At 70.8% G+C, this 15,115-nt stretch carries 14 protein-coding genes; 8 read left to right on the top strand and 6 right to left on the bottom strand.

Annotated features, from left to right (window positions below):
• The first annotated feature begins 119 nt into the window (after positions 1-119).
• A complete protein-coding gene (gene cdd, locus ACYQZ5_RS10295) occupies positions 120-545 on the top strand; it encodes a cytidine deaminase (RefSeq protein ID WP_379731563.1) in 426 nt (141 codons plus the stop codon).
• Between the two features lie 48 nt (positions 546-593).
• Positions 594-1,175 carry a GNAT family N-acetyltransferase gene (locus ACYQZ5_RS10290; protein ID WP_379731564.1) on the top strand — a complete coding sequence of 194 codons (582 nt, stop codon included), beginning with the start codon at positions 594-596 and terminating at the stop codon, positions 1,173-1,175.
• A 15-nt stretch (positions 1,176-1,190) separates the two neighbouring features.
• On the opposite strand, the gene ACYQZ5_RS10285 is transcribed toward ACYQZ5_RS10290, so the two are convergent.
• A complete protein-coding gene (locus tag ACYQZ5_RS10285) occupies positions 1,191-2,708 on the bottom strand; it encodes a cryptochrome/photolyase family protein (RefSeq protein WP_379731565.1) in 1,518 nt (505 codons plus the stop codon).
• Between the two features lie 231 nt (positions 2,709-2,939).
• Between ACYQZ5_RS10285 and ACYQZ5_RS10280 the strand changes: the two genes are divergently transcribed.
• The 3 genes from ACYQZ5_RS10280 to ACYQZ5_RS10270 all read left to right on the top strand — a co-directional run bounded on the left by ACYQZ5_RS10280 (position 2,940) and on the right by ACYQZ5_RS10270 (position 6,617).
• Positions 2,940-3,977 (top strand): DUF7827 domain-containing protein, encoded by a 1,038-nt coding sequence (locus tag ACYQZ5_RS10280; protein WP_379731566.1) that lies wholly within the window; start codon positions 2,940-2,942, stop codon positions 3,975-3,977.
• Positions 3,978-4,210: 233 nt separating this feature from the next.
• On the top strand, positions 4,211-5,191 hold the full coding sequence (locus tag ACYQZ5_RS10275; protein WP_459846075.1) for a PGF-CTERM sorting domain-containing protein: 981 nt from the start codon (positions 4,211-4,213) through the stop codon (positions 5,189-5,191).
• A 58-nt stretch (positions 5,192-5,249) separates the two neighbouring features.
• Positions 5,250-6,617, top strand: a complete 1,368-nt coding sequence (locus tag ACYQZ5_RS10270) for an MFS transporter (RefSeq protein ID WP_459846072.1) — start codon at positions 5,250-5,252, stop codon at positions 6,615-6,617.
• Here the strand turns inward: ACYQZ5_RS10270 and ACYQZ5_RS10265 are convergent, their stop codons facing one another.
• Positions 6,618-7,886, bottom strand: coding sequence for an HAD family hydrolase (locus ACYQZ5_RS10265; protein WP_379818941.1), 1,269 nt, complete (start codon positions 7,884-7,886; stop codon positions 6,618-6,620).
• A 61-nt stretch (positions 7,887-7,947) separates the two neighbouring features.
• On the opposite strand from ACYQZ5_RS10265, the gene ACYQZ5_RS10260 reads away from it, so the two are divergent.
• Complete coding sequence (locus tag ACYQZ5_RS10260) at positions 7,948-8,988, top strand: alcohol dehydrogenase catalytic domain-containing protein (protein ID WP_459846069.1); 1,041 nt, start codon at positions 7,948-7,950, stop codon at positions 8,986-8,988.
• On the top strand, positions 8,985-9,605 hold the full coding sequence (gfcR, locus tag ACYQZ5_RS10255) for a transcriptional regulator GfcR (RefSeq protein ID WP_379818023.1): 621 nt from the start codon (positions 8,985-8,987) through the stop codon (positions 9,603-9,605). Before ACYQZ5_RS10260 ends, gfcR begins: the two co-directional genes overlap by 4 nt.
• Position 9,606: 1 nt before the next feature.
• On the opposite strand, the gene kdgK1 is transcribed toward gfcR, so the two are convergent.
• The 3 genes from kdgK1 to ACYQZ5_RS10240 are packed head-to-tail and all read right to left on the bottom strand — an operon-like array spanning position 9,607 to position 12,762.
• Positions 9,607-10,587 (bottom strand): bifunctional 2-dehydro-3-deoxygluconokinase/2-dehydro-3-deoxygalactonokinase, encoded by a 981-nt coding sequence (gene kdgK1, locus ACYQZ5_RS10250; RefSeq protein WP_459846067.1) that lies wholly within the window; start codon positions 10,585-10,587, stop codon positions 9,607-9,609.
• Positions 10,584-11,819 carry a mandelate racemase/muconate lactonizing enzyme family protein gene (locus tag ACYQZ5_RS10245; protein ID WP_379732570.1) on the bottom strand — a complete coding sequence of 412 codons (1,236 nt, stop codon included), beginning with the start codon at positions 11,817-11,819 and terminating at the stop codon, positions 10,584-10,586. Before ACYQZ5_RS10245 ends, kdgK1 begins: the two co-directional genes overlap by 4 nt.
• 31 nt (positions 11,820-11,850) lie before the next feature.
• The gene (locus tag ACYQZ5_RS10240) at positions 11,851-12,762 is read right to left on the bottom strand and encodes a dihydrodipicolinate synthase family protein (protein ID WP_379818021.1); all 912 of its coding nucleotides are present in this window, start codon (positions 12,760-12,762) and stop codon (positions 11,851-11,853) included.
• Between the two features lie 132 nt (positions 12,763-12,894).
• Here ACYQZ5_RS10240 and trmB point away from each other — a divergent pair, with 132 nt between their 5' ends.
• On the top strand, positions 12,895-13,929 hold the full coding sequence (trmB, locus tag ACYQZ5_RS10235; protein ID WP_459846064.1) for an HTH-type sugar sensing transcriptional regulator TrmB: 1,035 nt from the start codon (positions 12,895-12,897) through the stop codon (positions 13,927-13,929).
• Here trmB and ACYQZ5_RS10230 read toward each other — a convergent pair.
• A complete protein-coding gene (locus ACYQZ5_RS10230; RefSeq protein ID WP_459846062.1) occupies positions 13,926-14,885 on the bottom strand; it encodes an ROK family protein in 960 nt (319 codons plus the stop codon). The genes trmB and ACYQZ5_RS10230 overlap by 4 nt on opposite strands.
• Positions 14,886-15,115: the final 230 nt, after the last annotated feature.

Here is a 15,115-nt window from a genome sequence, read left to right as displayed (position 1 = left end):
CGCGGTGTCCGGACGCACCGCCGGACCGGTACCGACGCCCTCGCGTGGATCGTCGCCGTGCTCGCGAGGGAGCCGTCGGGTTTCAGACGTTTCAAGTCGGTCCACACGGAGGTTCGGGTATGGAGACCACCGATCCGGCGTCGCTGATCGAGCGTGCCCGCGACGCCCTCGACGCCGCCTACGTCCCCTACTCGGAGTACCGCGTCGGCGCCGCCGTCCTGACCGACGACGGGGAGATATTCACCGGCTGTAACATCGAGAACGCCAACTACAGCAACGCGCTCCACGCCGAGGAGGTCGCGGTCGGCAGCGCGGTCCGGGCGGGCCACCGCTCGATCGCGGCGGTCGCCGTCTCCTCCGGGGAGCGCGACGGCGTCACCCCGTGTGGGATGTGCCGACAGACCCTCGCGGAGTTCGGCGACGAGGACGTGCCGGTGTACTGCGATACGGGCGACGGCGAGTGGAAGGAGTACTCGCTGGGCGAACTCATCCCCGACACGATCACTCCGGGGATGCTGGGGATCGACCCCGAGGCCGAGGACTGACCCCGAACCCGCGGAAGCCATTTGCCCCCCCGGGCCGTACTGCCGCACATGTACGTCCGCGACGCACGGAACCGGGACGAGGCGTGGTTGCTCGACCGGATCGAGGAGATGGGGCTCGACAGCACCGCCTTCCGCTCGCGGGACTACGTGATCGCGGTCGACGAACGCACGAACGAGCGCGCCGGCTTCGGGCGCTACCGCATCCACAAGACCGACGAAGGCGAGGTCTGTGAGCTCACCGGGATCGGCGTCGTGGACGGCTGGCGCGGGCAGGGTGTCGGCGCCCACGTCGTCGAGCGGCTAATCGACCTCGCGGCCGACAACGAGTTCGAGACGGTGTACTCGATCACCGACAGCGACGACTACCTCCGGCAGTTCGGCTTCGAGAGCGTCGACGCCGAGGAACGTCCGACGGTGATCGAGGACCGCCTCGAACAGAAGCGCGAGGAGGTCGACGAAAACGTGGTCGTCGTGGCGATCGACACCGGCGCCTTCGAGATGCCCGCCGAACTCCGTGAACGGTTCAAGAACGCCGAGAAAGGCGGCAGCGAGGCCGAGGAGCCGGAGGAGAGCGCCGAGGACTTCGGCATCGACGCGGAGGAGGCGACGTACAAGTACGACACCGGCTAGTCAGCTCGGTCGGTTCTACTCGTCGGGGTCCTCCCCGCGAGCCCGCTTGTACATCGCGAGCGCCCGCTCCCGGCGCTCGCCGTGGTCGACGATCGGATCCGGGTAGTCCACATCGAGTTCCGCACGTTCCGCGTCGCTCTTCTCGACCCAGCCGTGGATCTCCGCCGCGTCGAGTCCACGAAGCTCCGGCACGTACTCCCTGATGTACTCGGCGTCGGGGTCGTAGCGCTCGCCCTGCGTGACGGGGTTGAAGATCCGGAAGTACGGCTGGGCGTCGGTGCCGGTCGACGCCGCCCACTGCCAGCCGCCGTTGTCGTTCGCGGTGTCGTGGTCGACGAGGCGGTCGCGGAAGTGGTCGTAGCCCGCCCGCCAGTCCCACAGCAGGTCCTTCGTGAGGAAGGAGGCGACGATCATGCGCACGCGGTTGTGCATCCACGCCTCCTCGCGGAGCTGGCGCATCCCGGCGTCGACGATCGGGTAGCCTGTCTCGCCGGCCTTCCAGGCGGCGAGTTCGTCGTCGTCGTTCCGCCAGTCGATCGGCGCCTCGTAGGACTTGTAGTTCGCCGTCACGATCTCGGGGTTGAAGTAGAGCACCTGCGTGTAGAACTCCCGCCACGCCAACTGCGACTGGAACGTCCGGACGCTCTCCTGTGCCGGCCCCAGTTCGTCGTCGCCGTCCGCCCCCCTCACTGCTTCGTCCCGGCGTTCTGCCTCGGCCATCGCCGCCTCGGTCGCCTCGTACACCTCGCGGAGGCCGATCGTCCCGAACCGGAGATGCGGCGAGAGCCGCGAGCTGCCGTCCTTCGCGGGGTACTCGCGCTGTTCCTCGTACTCGAAGATCGCCGACTCACAGAACGCGTCGAGCCGATCGCGGGCGGCCGCGGTCCCGCCGTCCTGCACGTCGGCGTCCGGCTTCTCGAAGCCCAACTGCTCGATCGAGGGAAGCTCCGCCCGGAGCGCGTCGTCGAGGTCGAACGCCCCTGCAAACGAGTCAGCGAGCGCGTCCGTCGCGAGCGCGCTGGCGTCCGCGAGATTCGTCCCGTCGGGCGCCTCGAACGGCTCAGGCTTCTCGCGGTCGCGCCACTTCTTCCAGAAGTAGGTGTACACCGAGTACGGCTCGCCGGCGTTGGTCCGGATCGTTCCCGGCTCGTGGAGCACCGCATCGTGGTGCGTTTCCGTGTCGATGCCCGCGCCGTCGAGTGCCGCCTCGACCCGGTCGTCGCGATCCTGTGCCAGCCCGGAGTAGTCGGCGTTCCAGTGGACCGTCCCGGCGTCGACGGCCGCCGCGAGCGCGGGCAGCACCTCGGCGGGGTCGCCGCGGGTCAGCACGAGATCGCTCCCACGCTCCCGGTAGGACTCCTGAAGTTCCGCGAGCGAGTCGAGCATGAACCGCACCCGGGCATCGCTCCCGTGTTCGAGCACGTCCGGATCGAAGACGAACGCCGGAACCACTCCGTCGGCGTCGTCGGCCGCTGCCGCCAGCCCGCGGTTGTCGCTCGCCCGCAGATCCCGGCGGTGCCAGAAGATCGGCATATTGGTCCGTGGGACGGCGGTTCCCTGAAACTACTGGCACCGGCCCCGGCAAACGTTTATGCGGTATCGCGCGCCAGTCTCCCCGTACGAGGACTGACTATGTCCCCGCGACCTCCCCGTTTCCCTCCCCTCCGAACCGGAGTCGTCGTTGCGGTGCTCGTCCTGTCGGTGGCTGCGCCGCCGACAGTCGCTGCCGTCGGCGCTCCCGGCACGGCCGAGCATCCCGACGAAATGACTGCTCCAGCCGTGGGGAACCTCAGCGCGACACTCCCGCCGCCCGACGCCGGACCGGAGGAGATCCGCTCCGCCGCGGCGTCCGGGCGACTGGCGCCGACCGACGCCGTCCACCCGAACGGCACCGTGGTGTTCCGGCTGAACAACAGCACGGCCGCGGCGCCGTCGAACGACGCCGAACTCGGCGACGAACTACAGTTCGGCATGCGGCAGACCGAGGAGTCGACCACGCCCGAGCGGCTTCCGCTCCGGCTGAACACGTCCCGGTCCGGCGACGCGGTCCGGACGTTCGTCGTCGACGAGGACCGACACGTCGTCGTCGATCTCCCGAACGCGACGTGGGAGTACGACAGCGAACCCGGCACCCACGCCCTCGGCCCCCGGCCCCGGGTCGGGCAGGGGTACGTCGCGACGCTGACGATCACCGCGAACGGGACGACGACGTCCCGAAACACGACGATCCAACTGACTGAACCCCAGATCGACGGTGACGTAGCGGTCGACGCCGGCGAGGTCGCGACCCTGACCGTCGGCATGTCCGGCACGCGGGCCGCGACGCTCGTCGTCGGCACCGAGGACGCTGCCTCCCGCACCGGCCTCCGAGTCGTCGACGAGGACGCCGACGGCATGGTACGCGTTCGGATCGACACCGGCGCCGAGACTCCCCAGGCGGCGTTCACCGCCGTCGGTGCGGACACGGTTCGACCCCACCCAGCAGCCGACTTCACGACGTGGAACGGGTCGCTGCCGCCGGGTGAGTACCGTCTCGGCGCCGGCGTCGGGGAGCTAGAAACGGTCGCCGCGGAGCGGTACGACTGGGACCCGGTGCTGAGGGTCGACGAGCCCGCTACCGGATCGCCGACCCCGACAGCGACCGACGCATCGACGCCGACGCAGTCGCCGACACCGACTGAGACCACGACGACGACAGCCGCCGCGACGACGACCGACTCCCCCGGGTTCGGTGTCGTGCCCGCGCTGCTCGCGCTGGCGGCCGTCGTGTTCGCGGTGCGAGGAAACCGGCTGGAGTTCTGACCCCACGACCGGAGAATTTTGCCGATAGAGGGGCGCTAACGGCTCCCAGACGCCGTTCGGAAGGGAAGCGTTTAGTTTCCCCCGGAAAACCGACAGATAGCGGTCGGATCGTCGCCCAATTCCCGCCCAGTGTCGCCCTCCGCCGGAGCACCCGTGCTCCCAGCCCCGGCTGACGCCTCCGAGGCACGGGGCGACCGCGGACGGGTTCGCGGGCAGTCGATCCGACACGACCCATGAACGCACGACACACCGCGCTCTCACTCGCAGTCGTACTGCTCGTCGCCGCCGTCGCGCCCGCGGCGGCCGCGCCCGTCGGCGAGGACGCCGTCGGCGACCTCACCGTGACCACGGCGCCGGCGACCGCCTCGGCCTCCGCCGCCGCCGAGGCCGCCACGCCGTCGGACTCGACCGACAGCCTCGTCGCCGCGAGCGACGTGGCCGTGTTCCGACTCAACGCCTCCGGCGTGCCCGCCGAAGCCGACGACGACGGCACGCTGCTCGGCGACGAACTAACGCTCTCCCTCCGGCAGACCGCGAGCAGCGTCGACGCGAACGCCACCGCGAAGACGCTCGACGCGACCGCCGAGAGCGACGGCGTCGCCGTCCGCGCCACGGAGAGCGCCGTCTACGTCGCCGTTGATCTCGCGACGGCGGCGTTCCAGCAGGGCAACGGCACCGCGACCGCGGCGGTCGGCGATAGCTTCACCGCCACGGCGACGGTGACCGACGCGGTCACCGACGGCGAGAACTACACCCGGCGGGCGACGTTCGGCGTCGTCGAGCCGTCGGTCAACTTCGTCGACGGCGTCGAGGAAGCGACCGCGGGCGGGAGCGTCGAGTTCACCGCCGCGACGCTGCTCGCGCCCGGCACCTCGCTGACGGTCGCACTCGCGCCCAACGAGGGCGGCGAAACGCGGACCACGCAGCTGACCGTCGGCCCGGACGGCCGCGCGACCGGCGAGCTCTCCTTCGACGGGTTCGACGCCGGTCAGGAGTACACGGTTCGCGTCACCGCCGAGGAGACCGACCTGAACGCGACGGTGACGGGGACGACGCAGGCGGCGGCGACCGACACGGCGGCGTCGACCGACACCGCGACGAGCACTGACGCGACAACGCCGTCGGAGACGAGCACCTCCGGACCCGGCTTCGGCGTCGTCGCCGCGCTGCTCGCGCTGCTCGGTGCCGGCGCCGTCGTCGGCCGCCGCGCGTAGCTCCACCGCCGAAGCATCGAAACGAAACCCCTTTTCGATCCTCCCCCGCAGTCGCCGTGTGAACCAGGAACGCCTGCAGTTCTGGTCGCTCTACCTCTCGCGGTTCGCGACGGGCTTCGGCTACTCGACGCTCGCGCTGCTGATCCCCTTCTACATCGAGGTGCTGAACGCCTCGGACTTCATGGGCGGGCTGTTCATCACGGGCTTCACGCTGGCGCAGACGATCGTGGTGATCCCGCTGGCGTGGGCGGGCGACCGCTCCGACAAGAAGAAAGTGCTGCTCGGGGTGCTGAGCGTGAGCGTCCTCGCCTACGTCGCGTTCGCGAACGTCCAGCCGATCGGCGACGCCGTCGCCGGCGTCGCGGCCTCGCTTTTCGGCGTGGAGCTCTCGACGAGCTTCGCCGACAGCACGGCGTTCATCGGCGTTCGCGCGCTGCAGGGCGTCGTCGTCACCGGCTCGGGGCTGATGACGCTCTCGCTCGTGGGCGAGCTCGCCGACCACGGCGAGCGGGCAAACAGCATCGGGAAGGCCAACTCCGTCCGCTTCCTCGCGTCGATCCTCGGCATGATCATCGCGGGCGGGCTGTACCAGGTCATCGGGTTCACGCCGATCTACACGGTGATCGTCGCCGCCTTCGCGCTCGCGCTCGCGGGCGTCTGGCTCTATCTCCCGGCCGACGAGAGCCGCTCGTACGGCAATCCCTTCGCGGGGCTGGCGCTCAACAAGCGCATCATCACGCTCACCTCGTTCCGCGCGCAGTACGCCGTCGCCGTCACTGTCGTCCGGTCGTGGGTGAGCATCTTCGCCGGCGTCTCGGCGGCCCGGGGCGGGCTGGCGTACGCCGGGCTGGCGGTCGCGTTCGTCCTCGTCGCCGAGAAGCTCACGAACATGCTCTGTCAGCCGTTCACCGGCCGGCTCTCCGACGACTACGGCCGCTCGCTGTTCGTGTTCGCCGGCGGCGGCGCGTACGGGCTGGTCGCGCTCGCGGTTCCGTTCACGCCGGCGATCGGCGCGGCGATCGGCCTCCCCGAGACGTACGAGCTGATCGTCCCGTCGCTGCTCAGCGACGTGGCGGGTGTCGGCGCGGGCTACTCGCTGCTCGGGAAGCTCGGTCCGGCCTTCATTCCCCTCCTCGTCGTCAACGGGCTGCTCGGCGTCGTCGACGCGTTCCGCGAGCCCGCGAGCATGGCGCTGTTCGCCGACGAGGGGGCAGACGAGGGCGGGATCGCCGCCAGCTTCGGCATCCGCGAACTCGTCTGGCGGCCCGGCAGCGTGCTCGGTCCCGTGCTCGCCGGCTGGCTCTGGAGCCAGTACGGCATCGCGACGGTGTTCTTCGTCGGCGGCGCGTTCGCGGTGGCGGGCGCGCTCACGTTCGCGGTCGTGCTCACGTGGTTCCACGGCCGCGGCGCGCTGACGGAGTGGTGATCAGCGACCGTCGCCGCGCTCGAACGCCGCGAGTCGGTTCAGCGCGATCGCCGTCCGCAGCGGCGTTCCGGCGTCGCCGCGGTCGAACAGCAGCCCGTCGGTGTCACGGACGTGGTCCAGCACCACTTCGGAGGCGTGCTCCGGCGCGCCCGCGATGCCGGCGTCGGTCCGGTCGACCCACTCCATCACCCGCAGGTCCGACTTCGAGTCGCCGAGCACCAGCGCGAACGGGTCGTCGATGCCGAGCACGTCGAAGGCGGCCTCGACGCCGGCGACCTTGTCGAGTTCGAGCGACGTGATCTCCGCGGCGTCGGCCTCGTAGTACCCCACGTCGACGCGTTCGAACAGCTCCCGGACCGGCTCCGGGACGGTGATTTCGGGGACTGACGCACCAACGCGGTCGAGCACGGCGGCGATCTCGGCGTCGGCAGCGGCGTAGTACGACCGCGCCCACCCTTCCGCGTCCCCCTCGATTCCGGTCTCGGCCGCGACCGCCCGGCCGAGCGAGTCGATCTGGTGGCGCAGCGCCTCGTCGATCACCGCCCGCGCGTCGTCGCTGCCGGTCTCGTGGTTGGGTTTGAGGGTGACGTTGAACTCGTTGCCCTGGAGGTGACAGCCCCGGGCGACCGCCGAGGGGGCGTCCCCGAGCGCGCTCGATCGGACCTGCTCGAACACCCGGCGGATCGACGGCGCCAGCTCCTCGTACAGCAGCTGCTTGGTGTCGGAGCCGTGGCCGGGCGTGAACACCCCGTTGCCGGCCTCGTACACGACCGAGAGCTCGCCCGAGTGGACGAGCTCGCTGCCGAGCCCTTGGACGAGAAAGCCCTTCACGTTCTCCAGCGTCTGCCCGGTGCAGATCACGATCGGCACGCCGTCGTCGTGCAGTTCCGTCAGCAGGTGGAGCGTCTCGCGGGGGATCTCGTTGTCCGTGCTCCCCGCCGAGCGCAGCGTCTCGTCCACGTCGAGGACGAGCACGTTGATCGCCCGGCCCTCGCGGTCCCAGAGGTCGGCGGCCGTCCTCGCGGTCTCCCGGGTCGCGCGGCTGGCGATGTCGGCGTAGGCCTCGCCGAACGCGTCGACGATCCGGCCGTTCCGGCTCTCGAAGTCCGCACGCGCGGTCTCCCACCGCTCCAGCGCGGCCGTCGAGTCGACCGGCGGGAACAGCTCCACGAAGTCCCGCAGGGAACGGATCGACGCGGTGTCGAACTCGTCGTACAGCCGGTCGAGCCGTTCGCGGTGGTCGACGCCCGAGCGGTCGCGGTTTCGCATGGCTCAAATCTTTACTCACTATAGGATAAACGTTTTGTGCGGTTGTGTGATACGGTGTTACATGGACGCAGTTGTGCTGAGCGAGGACGGCTCGCCGCGGCTCGTCGACCGGCCGCGGCCGGATCCGGGGCCGGGCGAGGCGCTGGTCCGGGTCGATCGGGTCGGCATCGACGGCACCGACCGCGAGGTGCTCGACGGCGTACACGGCGGCGTCGAGGCGTCGATGGTGCTCGGCCACGAGGCCGTCGGCAGCGTCGCGGAACCGAACGGAACGGGGTTCGAGGTCGGCGAGACGGTCGTCCCGACCGTCCGGCGGCCGCCGGGAGCGTACAACGAGTACTTCCGACGGGGCGAGCCGGACATGGCGCCGATGGACGAGACGCTGGAGTGCGGGATCGACGGCGCCGACGGGTTCATGGCGGAGTACGTCGCCGTCCCGAGCGAGTACCTCGTCCCGCTCCCCGAGCGGTTGGCGCCGTACGGGTTCCTCGTCGAGCCGCTGTCGATCACCGCGAAGGCGCTGGAGCTGGCGGCGGCGTCCCGCGAGCCGTTCACGTGGGACCGCGACCGGGCGCTGGTGCTCGGGACGGGGTCGCTGGGACTCCTGACGGTCCCAGTCCTCGCCGAGCGGTTCGAGGAGGTGTACTGCCTCGGTCGCCGCGACCGCGACGATCCGGCGGTCGAACTCGCGATCGAGGCCGGCGCGACGTACGTGGACTCCCGTGAGACGCCCGTCGAGGCGGTCCCCGAGGCGTACGCGCCGATGGATCTGGTGTTCGAGGCGACCGGCCACGCGCCACACGCGGTCAAGTCGGTGTCGGCGCTGGCGCCCAACGGCGTCGCGGCGCTGCTCGGCGTGCCGGAGCCACACACCGCCGAGGTGGATCTCGCCGATTTCCACCGCGAGATGGTGCTGGGCAACCGCGCGACGGTCGGCTCGGTCAACGCCGGCTACACCCACTTCGAGCGGGCGGTCGAGTGGCTCGACGCGATGCCCGCCTCGGTGCGGTCGCCGTTCGCCGAGCACGTCTACCCGATCGAGGAGTTCGAGGCGGCGCTGGACAGCGACGTTATCAAGGCGGCAGTCGAACTCCACCCATGAAGAACGTCGACGACCTGATCGAGGAGGCACGCTCGCTCGCCGACCGCGGCTTCTCGAAGGGGGAGATCGCCGACGAACTCAACGTCTCCCGGGAGACCGCCTCGTGGCTGGTCGACCGCGCCGGCGCCACGCCCGCACAGGGCGGCGGCCCGGGCGACATCCACGTCGACTGGTCGGCGGTCGGCCGGGACTCCTCGCGGCTCGGACACGTCGCGGCCGCGCTGGCGGACCTGCTCTCGAAGAAGGGGGAGGACGTGGACCTGACCGTCGGCGTCGAGAAAGCCGGCAGCCCGCTCGCGACGACGGTCGCGACTGAGTTGGACACGGATCTCGCGACGTACACGCCCCGGAAACACCAGTGGGAGGAGGGTAGCATCGAGAACCTCGAGGGCGGCTTCTCCCGGAACTTCGCGGAGGTCCGCGAGCGGGAGTGTTACATCGTCGACGACACCGTCACCTCCGGCACCACGATACAGGAGACGATCGACGCCGTGCGCGCCCGCGGGGGCGAGCCGGTCGCCTGCGGCGTGCTCGCGGACAAGCGCGGCGTCGACGAGGTCGACGGCGTGCCGGTGTACTCGCTGCTGCAGGTGATCCGGGTCGGCGACGGCGCCTGAATCAGCGGTCGATCTCGTCGGCGCCGCCGTCGATCACCGCCGTCACGTCTTCCGGCGTCACGACCGCGGCGTCGCCCGCCACGGTCCGTTTCAGCGCGGCGGTCGCGGTCGCGGCGTCGAGCGCGACGGGCACCGAACTGCCGGTCAACAGGCCGGCGAGCAGCCCCCCGACGAACGCGTCGCCGCTCCCGACCGGATCGACGGTGTCGGTTTCCAGCGCGTCGGCCTCGTGGATCTCGCCGCCGTGGGCCGCGACCGCGCCCGCCTCGCCGCGGGTCACCACCACCGCCTCGCAGTCGTGTTCGACCCCGAGGCTGTGTGCGATCTGCCCGGCCTCGCCGTCGCGGTCCAGCACCGTCTCGGCGTCGCGCTCGGCGACGATCAGCACGTCGACGTGTTCGAACAGCGGGCGGAGTTTCTCGGCTGCTTCGGCGGGCGTCCAGAGCTTCGACCGATAGTTGAGGTCGAACGCGCGCGTGACGCCGGCCTCGCCCGCCGCCTTCAGGAGCGCCGCGGTCGTCTCCCGTAGCGTCTCCGAGAGCGCGGGCGTGATCCCGCTGGTGTAGAACGCGTCCGCGGCGCGGACGCGGTCGACCGCCAGCTCGTCGGGCGTCGCCGTCCGGATCGCGGCGTCCTCGCGGTCGTAGACGACGGTGGTCCCGCGGGGCCTCCCCCCGGGTTCGAGGTAGTACGTCCCCACGCGCCCCTCACCCGTCGCGACCAGCGGCTCGACGCCGTGTTCGCGGACGCCGCGTTCGACCCGGCGGGCCAGCGGCGAGTCGGGCAGCTTCGACAGCCACGCCGCCTCGCAGCCCAGTTGGGCCGCCGCGGCGGCGACGTTGCTCTCGGCGCCGCCGACGTGGACCGCGAGCTCGTCGGCCGTCTCGAGGCGGTTGCCGGCCGGGGGGCTGTACCGCAGCATGCTCTCGCCGAAGGTGGCGAGTGTCGGTTCCGGACCGTCGCCGCCGGCGGGTAGGCTCATACCGGGTCGAACAGTTCCTCGCCGTCGACTAAGTGTTTGGCCACGGCGTCGCGGTCGAGGGTGACGCCGAGCCCCGGCTCTTCGGGCACCTCGATCGAACCGTCGACGATCACGTCCTCCTCGACCAGATCCTCCCACCAGCCGAGTTCGTAGGAGTGGTACTCGACCGCCAGCGAGTTCGGCACCGCGGCACCGACGTGGGCCGCCGCCACGGTCGCGATCGGCGAGGCGACGTTGTGCATCGCCACCGGGACGTAGTACTGGTTCGCCACGTCGGCGATCTTCCGGGTCTCGCGCATCCCGCCGACCTTGGGCAGGTCGGGGGCGACGATGTCGACCGCCCCGTCCTCGATCAGCCGGCGGAGCTCGGTCACGCGGTAGCGGTTCTCGCCGACGGTGATCGGCGTCGTCGTCGACTTGGTGACTTCCTCCTGCACGTCGAGGTTCTCCGGCGGGACGGGGTCCTCGAGCCACCACACGTCGTACGGTTCCAGCTTCTCGGCGAGCCGTTTCGCGCTGCCGCCGGAGAACGTCCAGTGGCAGTCGAAGGCGACGTCCGCGCGGTCTTTCACGCGCTCGGTGACCGCCTCGACGATCTCGACTTTGTGGCGGATCTCGCCCGACCGGAGGTGGCGGTTCGCGCGATCTTTCTCCAGCCCGCTGGGCACGTCGAGGTCGAACTTCAGCGCGTCGTACCCCAGTTCCTCGACGACGCGCTCGGCCTCGTCGGCGCAGGCCTCGGGGTCGGCCTCCGCTTCGGTGTGGCAGTCGCAGTACACCCGGACCTCGTCGCGGTACTTCCCGCCGAGCAGTTGGTAGGCGGGCAGGTCGAGGATCTTGCCCGCGAGGTCGTGCAGTGCGACTTCGATCCCCGAGATGGCGGTGACGGTCACCCCCTCGACGGAGCCCTCGCCGGACATCTTCTGGATCAGGTGCTCGTAGAGGCGGTCGATGTCCAGCGGGTTCTCGCCGAGCAGGAACGGCTTCATCCGCTCGATGAGTTCGGGGACCCCGGCGCCCCAGTACGCCTCGCCCGTGCCCGCGACGCCGGCGTCGGTGTAGACCCGGACGAGCGTCCACGGGAAGTTGCCGTCGACCATCGTCGTCTGCACGTCGGTGATCTCGACGTCCCGCCCGCCGCCGCGCTCGCGTGTGACGCCCATCGTCTCGGCGGAGAGCTCCCGCATCGTGTACTCCGCGTTCGGATCGTGGAGCTCCGAGTAGTCGACCATGGCGAACGGTTACTACACGCGTAGTAAAAGATTACTCCAACAGCCCCAGCGCCTCGAGATCGGCCCGGAGCGCCGCGCTGTCCTCGTCGTCCATCCGTCGCAGCGGCGAGCGAAGCGGTCCGGCGTCGAACCCGCGGTGTGAGAGCGCCTCCTTCACGCCGGCCATGTACGGGCCGCGCTTGATCGCCGAGCGGACCTCGTACACCCGTTCCTGCAGGTCCGCGGCGCGCTCACGGTCGCCGGCGTCGTACGCCTCGTACAGGTCAACGACAAGTTCGGGGAAGGCGTTCGCGACCGCCGACACCATCCCGGTGCAGCCGAGGTCGAGCCCGGGCTTCAGCAGCGAGTCCGAGCCCGCGAGGAAGGTGAGTTCGTCGTTGGCGGCGACGGCCTGCCCCAGCCACGGCACGTCCTTCGAGGAGTCCTTCAGCCCGGCGAGGTTGTCGATCGCCGCGAGTTCGTCCAGCGTCTCGAGGCTCAGGTCGTTCCCCGTCTTCGAGGGGATGTGGTAGACGTACACCGGGCAGTCGACCGCATCGCAGACCGTGCGGTAGTGCTCGACTGCCGCGTCGCCGTCGAGCGGGTAGTAGTAGGGGGTGACGACGACGACGCCGTCGGCGCCCGCCTCCTCAGCCGCGCGTGCGCGCTCGACCGTGCGGCGGGTCGCGGGCTCGCCGACGCCGGCGATCACCGGCACCTCGTCACCGACTTCGTCGACGACGGCCCGGACGACCTCGTCGCGCTCCTCGGGGCCGAGCAGCGCGAACTCGCCGTTCGTCCCGAGCGGGAACACGCCGTGGACGCCGCGGTCGACGACGAACCGGGCGTGGGCGGCGGTCGTCTCGGCGTCCAGTTCGCCGTCGTCGTCGAACGCGGTCACGGTCGGCGGGACGACGCCGTGCAGCGAGAGCGGGTCGGCCGCGCCGGGGGCGGGTGCGGTCATGCCCGGCGACAGGGGCCGGCATCCCTTGGACCTACCGGGACGGGTATTCGGACGCGAGTGAACGTTTATTTCACCGCCGGGCGGCGGGACGGACGAACGGTGTTTATGTGACCGGGCGGGCATCCCCGGGGTATGCACGACGACGACCTGCGCGCGGCGCTGGAGCGGGTCGGGGAGACGTTCGACTTCGGCGAGTACGAGATCGAGGCGTATCTGGCCGTGCTCGAACACGGCCGGCTCACCGCGACCGAGATCGCCGAGCGGACCGACATCCCCCAGCCCCGCGTGTACGACACGGTGCGGAGCCTCGCGGACCACGGCTTCGTGGAGCTACAGGAGTCCCGGCCGATGCAGGTGCTCGCGATCGAGCCCGAGGAGGCGTTCGGCGGCGTTCGCTCCTCGCTCGACGAACTCGTCAGCGGCCTCGAACAGCGCTACACCGCGCCGGCGCGGGACGCCGAGGCGGTCACGCTGATCAAGTCGCCCGCGACGATCGAGCGCTACCTCGGGGAGGTGATCGAGTCCGCGGAGTTCGAACTGCTGCTGTCGCTGACGCCCGACCTGCTGGCGGAGTTCGAGGACGAACTCCGCGAGAAGCGGGAGGCCGGCGTCACGATCGAACTGCTCGTCTCGCCGGCCGCCGAGGTACCCGACCCCGAGGAGTACGACTACACCGACGTCGCGACCACTGCGCGCTCGCGCCGCGGCGTCACCACCCCGGTCGCGGCGGTCGGCGACGGGCAGTTCTCGCTGTACGCGACCCGCGAGGCGGTCAGCCGGGGCGAGGAGCGCTACGGGGTCGTGTTCAACCGCTCGGAGCTCGGCTTCCTCGTCTCGGGGTTCGTCTCGACGGTGCTGTGGGCCTCCGGGGAGACGCTGGCGACCACGCCCGACCGAAGCCTCCCCCGCCGGTACGCGTCGCTCCGACGCTGTGTCGAGGAGGTCGAGGCGCTCGACGGGCCGCTCCGGGCGACCGTCGAGGGGCGGGACGTGCTGGGCGGCGAGCCCCGCGACGTGGCGGGCGAGGTCGTCGACACGACGCGCAACGACGAGGAGTCGATCGCGTCGCTCACGCTCGACACCGGCGACGGGGAGGTCCGGGTCGGCGGCCGAGTCGCGGCGCTGGAGGACGTCGAGGCCCACGAGATCACGATCGAGCGCGCCTAAGGACGGAGCTGCGAGCGGTCGGCCGCGGTGATCGCGGCCGCGAGCGCGCCGCGGACGACCGCCTCGTCGCCCAGCGAGGTGAGCCGGAGTTCGGGGACGTTCGTCATCACCAGATCAGGGAGCCGTTCCCGGACCGGATCGACGATACGTTCGGGGTTGTTTCGCGCGACGGCGCCGCCGACGTACACCACCAGCGGGGCGTAGGCGTGGACCAGATCGGCGATCCCGGCGGCGTTGAACGCCTGCACGCGCTCGATCACTCGCTCGGCGAGGGGGTCCTCGTCGGCGGCGTCGAACACGTCCTTGGCGTCGATCTCGTCGAGGGGTAGCTCCGTCGGGACGCCCTCGGTCTCGTGGACGTACCGCGCGTGGCGGGGGATGTTCTTCCCCGAGCAGTACGCCTCCCAGTGGCCCTCGGCGCCACAGCCGCAGGTGATCCCCCCGACTTCGAGCGTGTCGTGGCCCACCTCCGCCGCGTTGCCGTCCCAGCCCGAGAGCACGCGGCCGTCGACGGCGACGCCGGCGCCGATGCCCGAGGAGATAGTGAGGTAGGCCATATCGTCGGGACTCCGATCGGCGTAGAAGCGCTCGCCGATCACCCCCGCGTTGGCGTCGTTGATGACGACCACCTCCGCGTCGAGCAGTTCGCCGAGCGGCTTCGCGAGGGGGACCCGATCGACGTTCGGGCCGAGGTTGGCCGAGCGGCCGAGTTCGCCGGCGGCCTTGTCCAGCGGGCCGATCGAGCCGACGCCACAGCGGACTATCTCTGTCGGCGCGACGCCGGCGTCAGAAAGCGCCGCCCGGGTCGCGGCGACCATCGCGTCGGCGACCGCGTCGCCGTCCGGGCCGCGAGGGGTCCGGCGTCGCGCCCGGCTGACGACGGTGCCGTCCTCGTCGCCGACGACCGCCTTGATGTTGCTCGCACCGAGATCGACCGCGGCGTACCACGCGGTCATCCGTCCACCGCTCGCGGCGTGACCGTCCGGACTCGGTGCCAGCGCATCCTGTGAACTATTGATTCGAAGGTAAGTAAATTTCTTACGCGTCGGTCGTGACCGTGTGGTGTGACAGTCATAGCCACTTTCGGGACGGATCCCGGACGGCTCCCGGCCACTGACGGGCGGCCCGGGGGAGCGAAGCGCGGGACGGCCCGGGGGGTGCGACCGTGAGCGACCCGCTCTCGGTC

The sequence above is a fragment of the Halolamina salina genome, from assembly GCF_054653455.1.
This window is presented reverse-complemented; position numbering and strand designations above follow the sequence as displayed.

Excerpts from the sequence above, each read along its gene's own strand:
- cdd (WP_379731563.1), top strand. The coding sequence starts at position 120 with ATGGAGACCACCGATCCGGCGTCGCTGATCGAGCGTGCCCGCGACGCC.
- ACYQZ5_RS10290 (WP_379731564.1), top strand. The coding sequence starts at position 594 with ATGTACGTCCGCGACGCACGGAACCGGGACGAGGCGTGGTTGCTCGAC.
- ACYQZ5_RS10285 (WP_379731565.1), bottom strand. The coding sequence starts at position 2,708 with ATGCCGATCTTCTGGCACCGCCGGGATCTGCGGGCGAGCGACAACCGC.
- ACYQZ5_RS10280 (WP_379731566.1), top strand. The coding sequence starts at position 2,940 with ATGACTGCTCCAGCCGTGGGGAACCTCAGCGCGACACTCCCGCCGCCC.
- ACYQZ5_RS10275 (WP_459846075.1), top strand. The coding sequence starts at position 4,211 with ATGAACGCACGACACACCGCGCTCTCACTCGCAGTCGTACTGCTCGTC.
- ACYQZ5_RS10265 (WP_379818941.1), bottom strand. The coding sequence starts at position 7,886 with ATGCGAAACCGCGACCGCTCGGGCGTCGACCACCGCGAACGGCTCGAC.
- ACYQZ5_RS10260 (WP_459846069.1), top strand. The coding sequence starts at position 7,948 with ATGGACGCAGTTGTGCTGAGCGAGGACGGCTCGCCGCGGCTCGTCGAC.
- gfcR (WP_379818023.1), top strand. The coding sequence starts at position 8,985 with ATGAAGAACGTCGACGACCTGATCGAGGAGGCACGCTCGCTCGCCGAC.
- kdgK1 (WP_459846067.1), bottom strand. The coding sequence starts at position 10,587 with ATGAGCCTACCCGCCGGCGGCGACGGTCCGGAACCGACACTCGCCACC.
- ACYQZ5_RS10245 (WP_379732570.1), bottom strand. The coding sequence starts at position 11,819 with ATGGTCGACTACTCGGAGCTCCACGATCCGAACGCGGAGTACACGATG.
- ACYQZ5_RS10240 (WP_379818021.1), bottom strand. The coding sequence starts at position 12,762 with ATGACCGCACCCGCCCCCGGCGCGGCCGACCCGCTCTCGCTGCACGGC.
- trmB (WP_459846064.1), top strand. The coding sequence starts at position 12,895 with ATGCACGACGACGACCTGCGCGCGGCGCTGGAGCGGGTCGGGGAGACG.
- ACYQZ5_RS10230 (WP_459846062.1), bottom strand. The coding sequence starts at position 14,885 with ATGACCGCGTGGTACGCCGCGGTCGATCTCGGTGCGAGCAACATCAAG.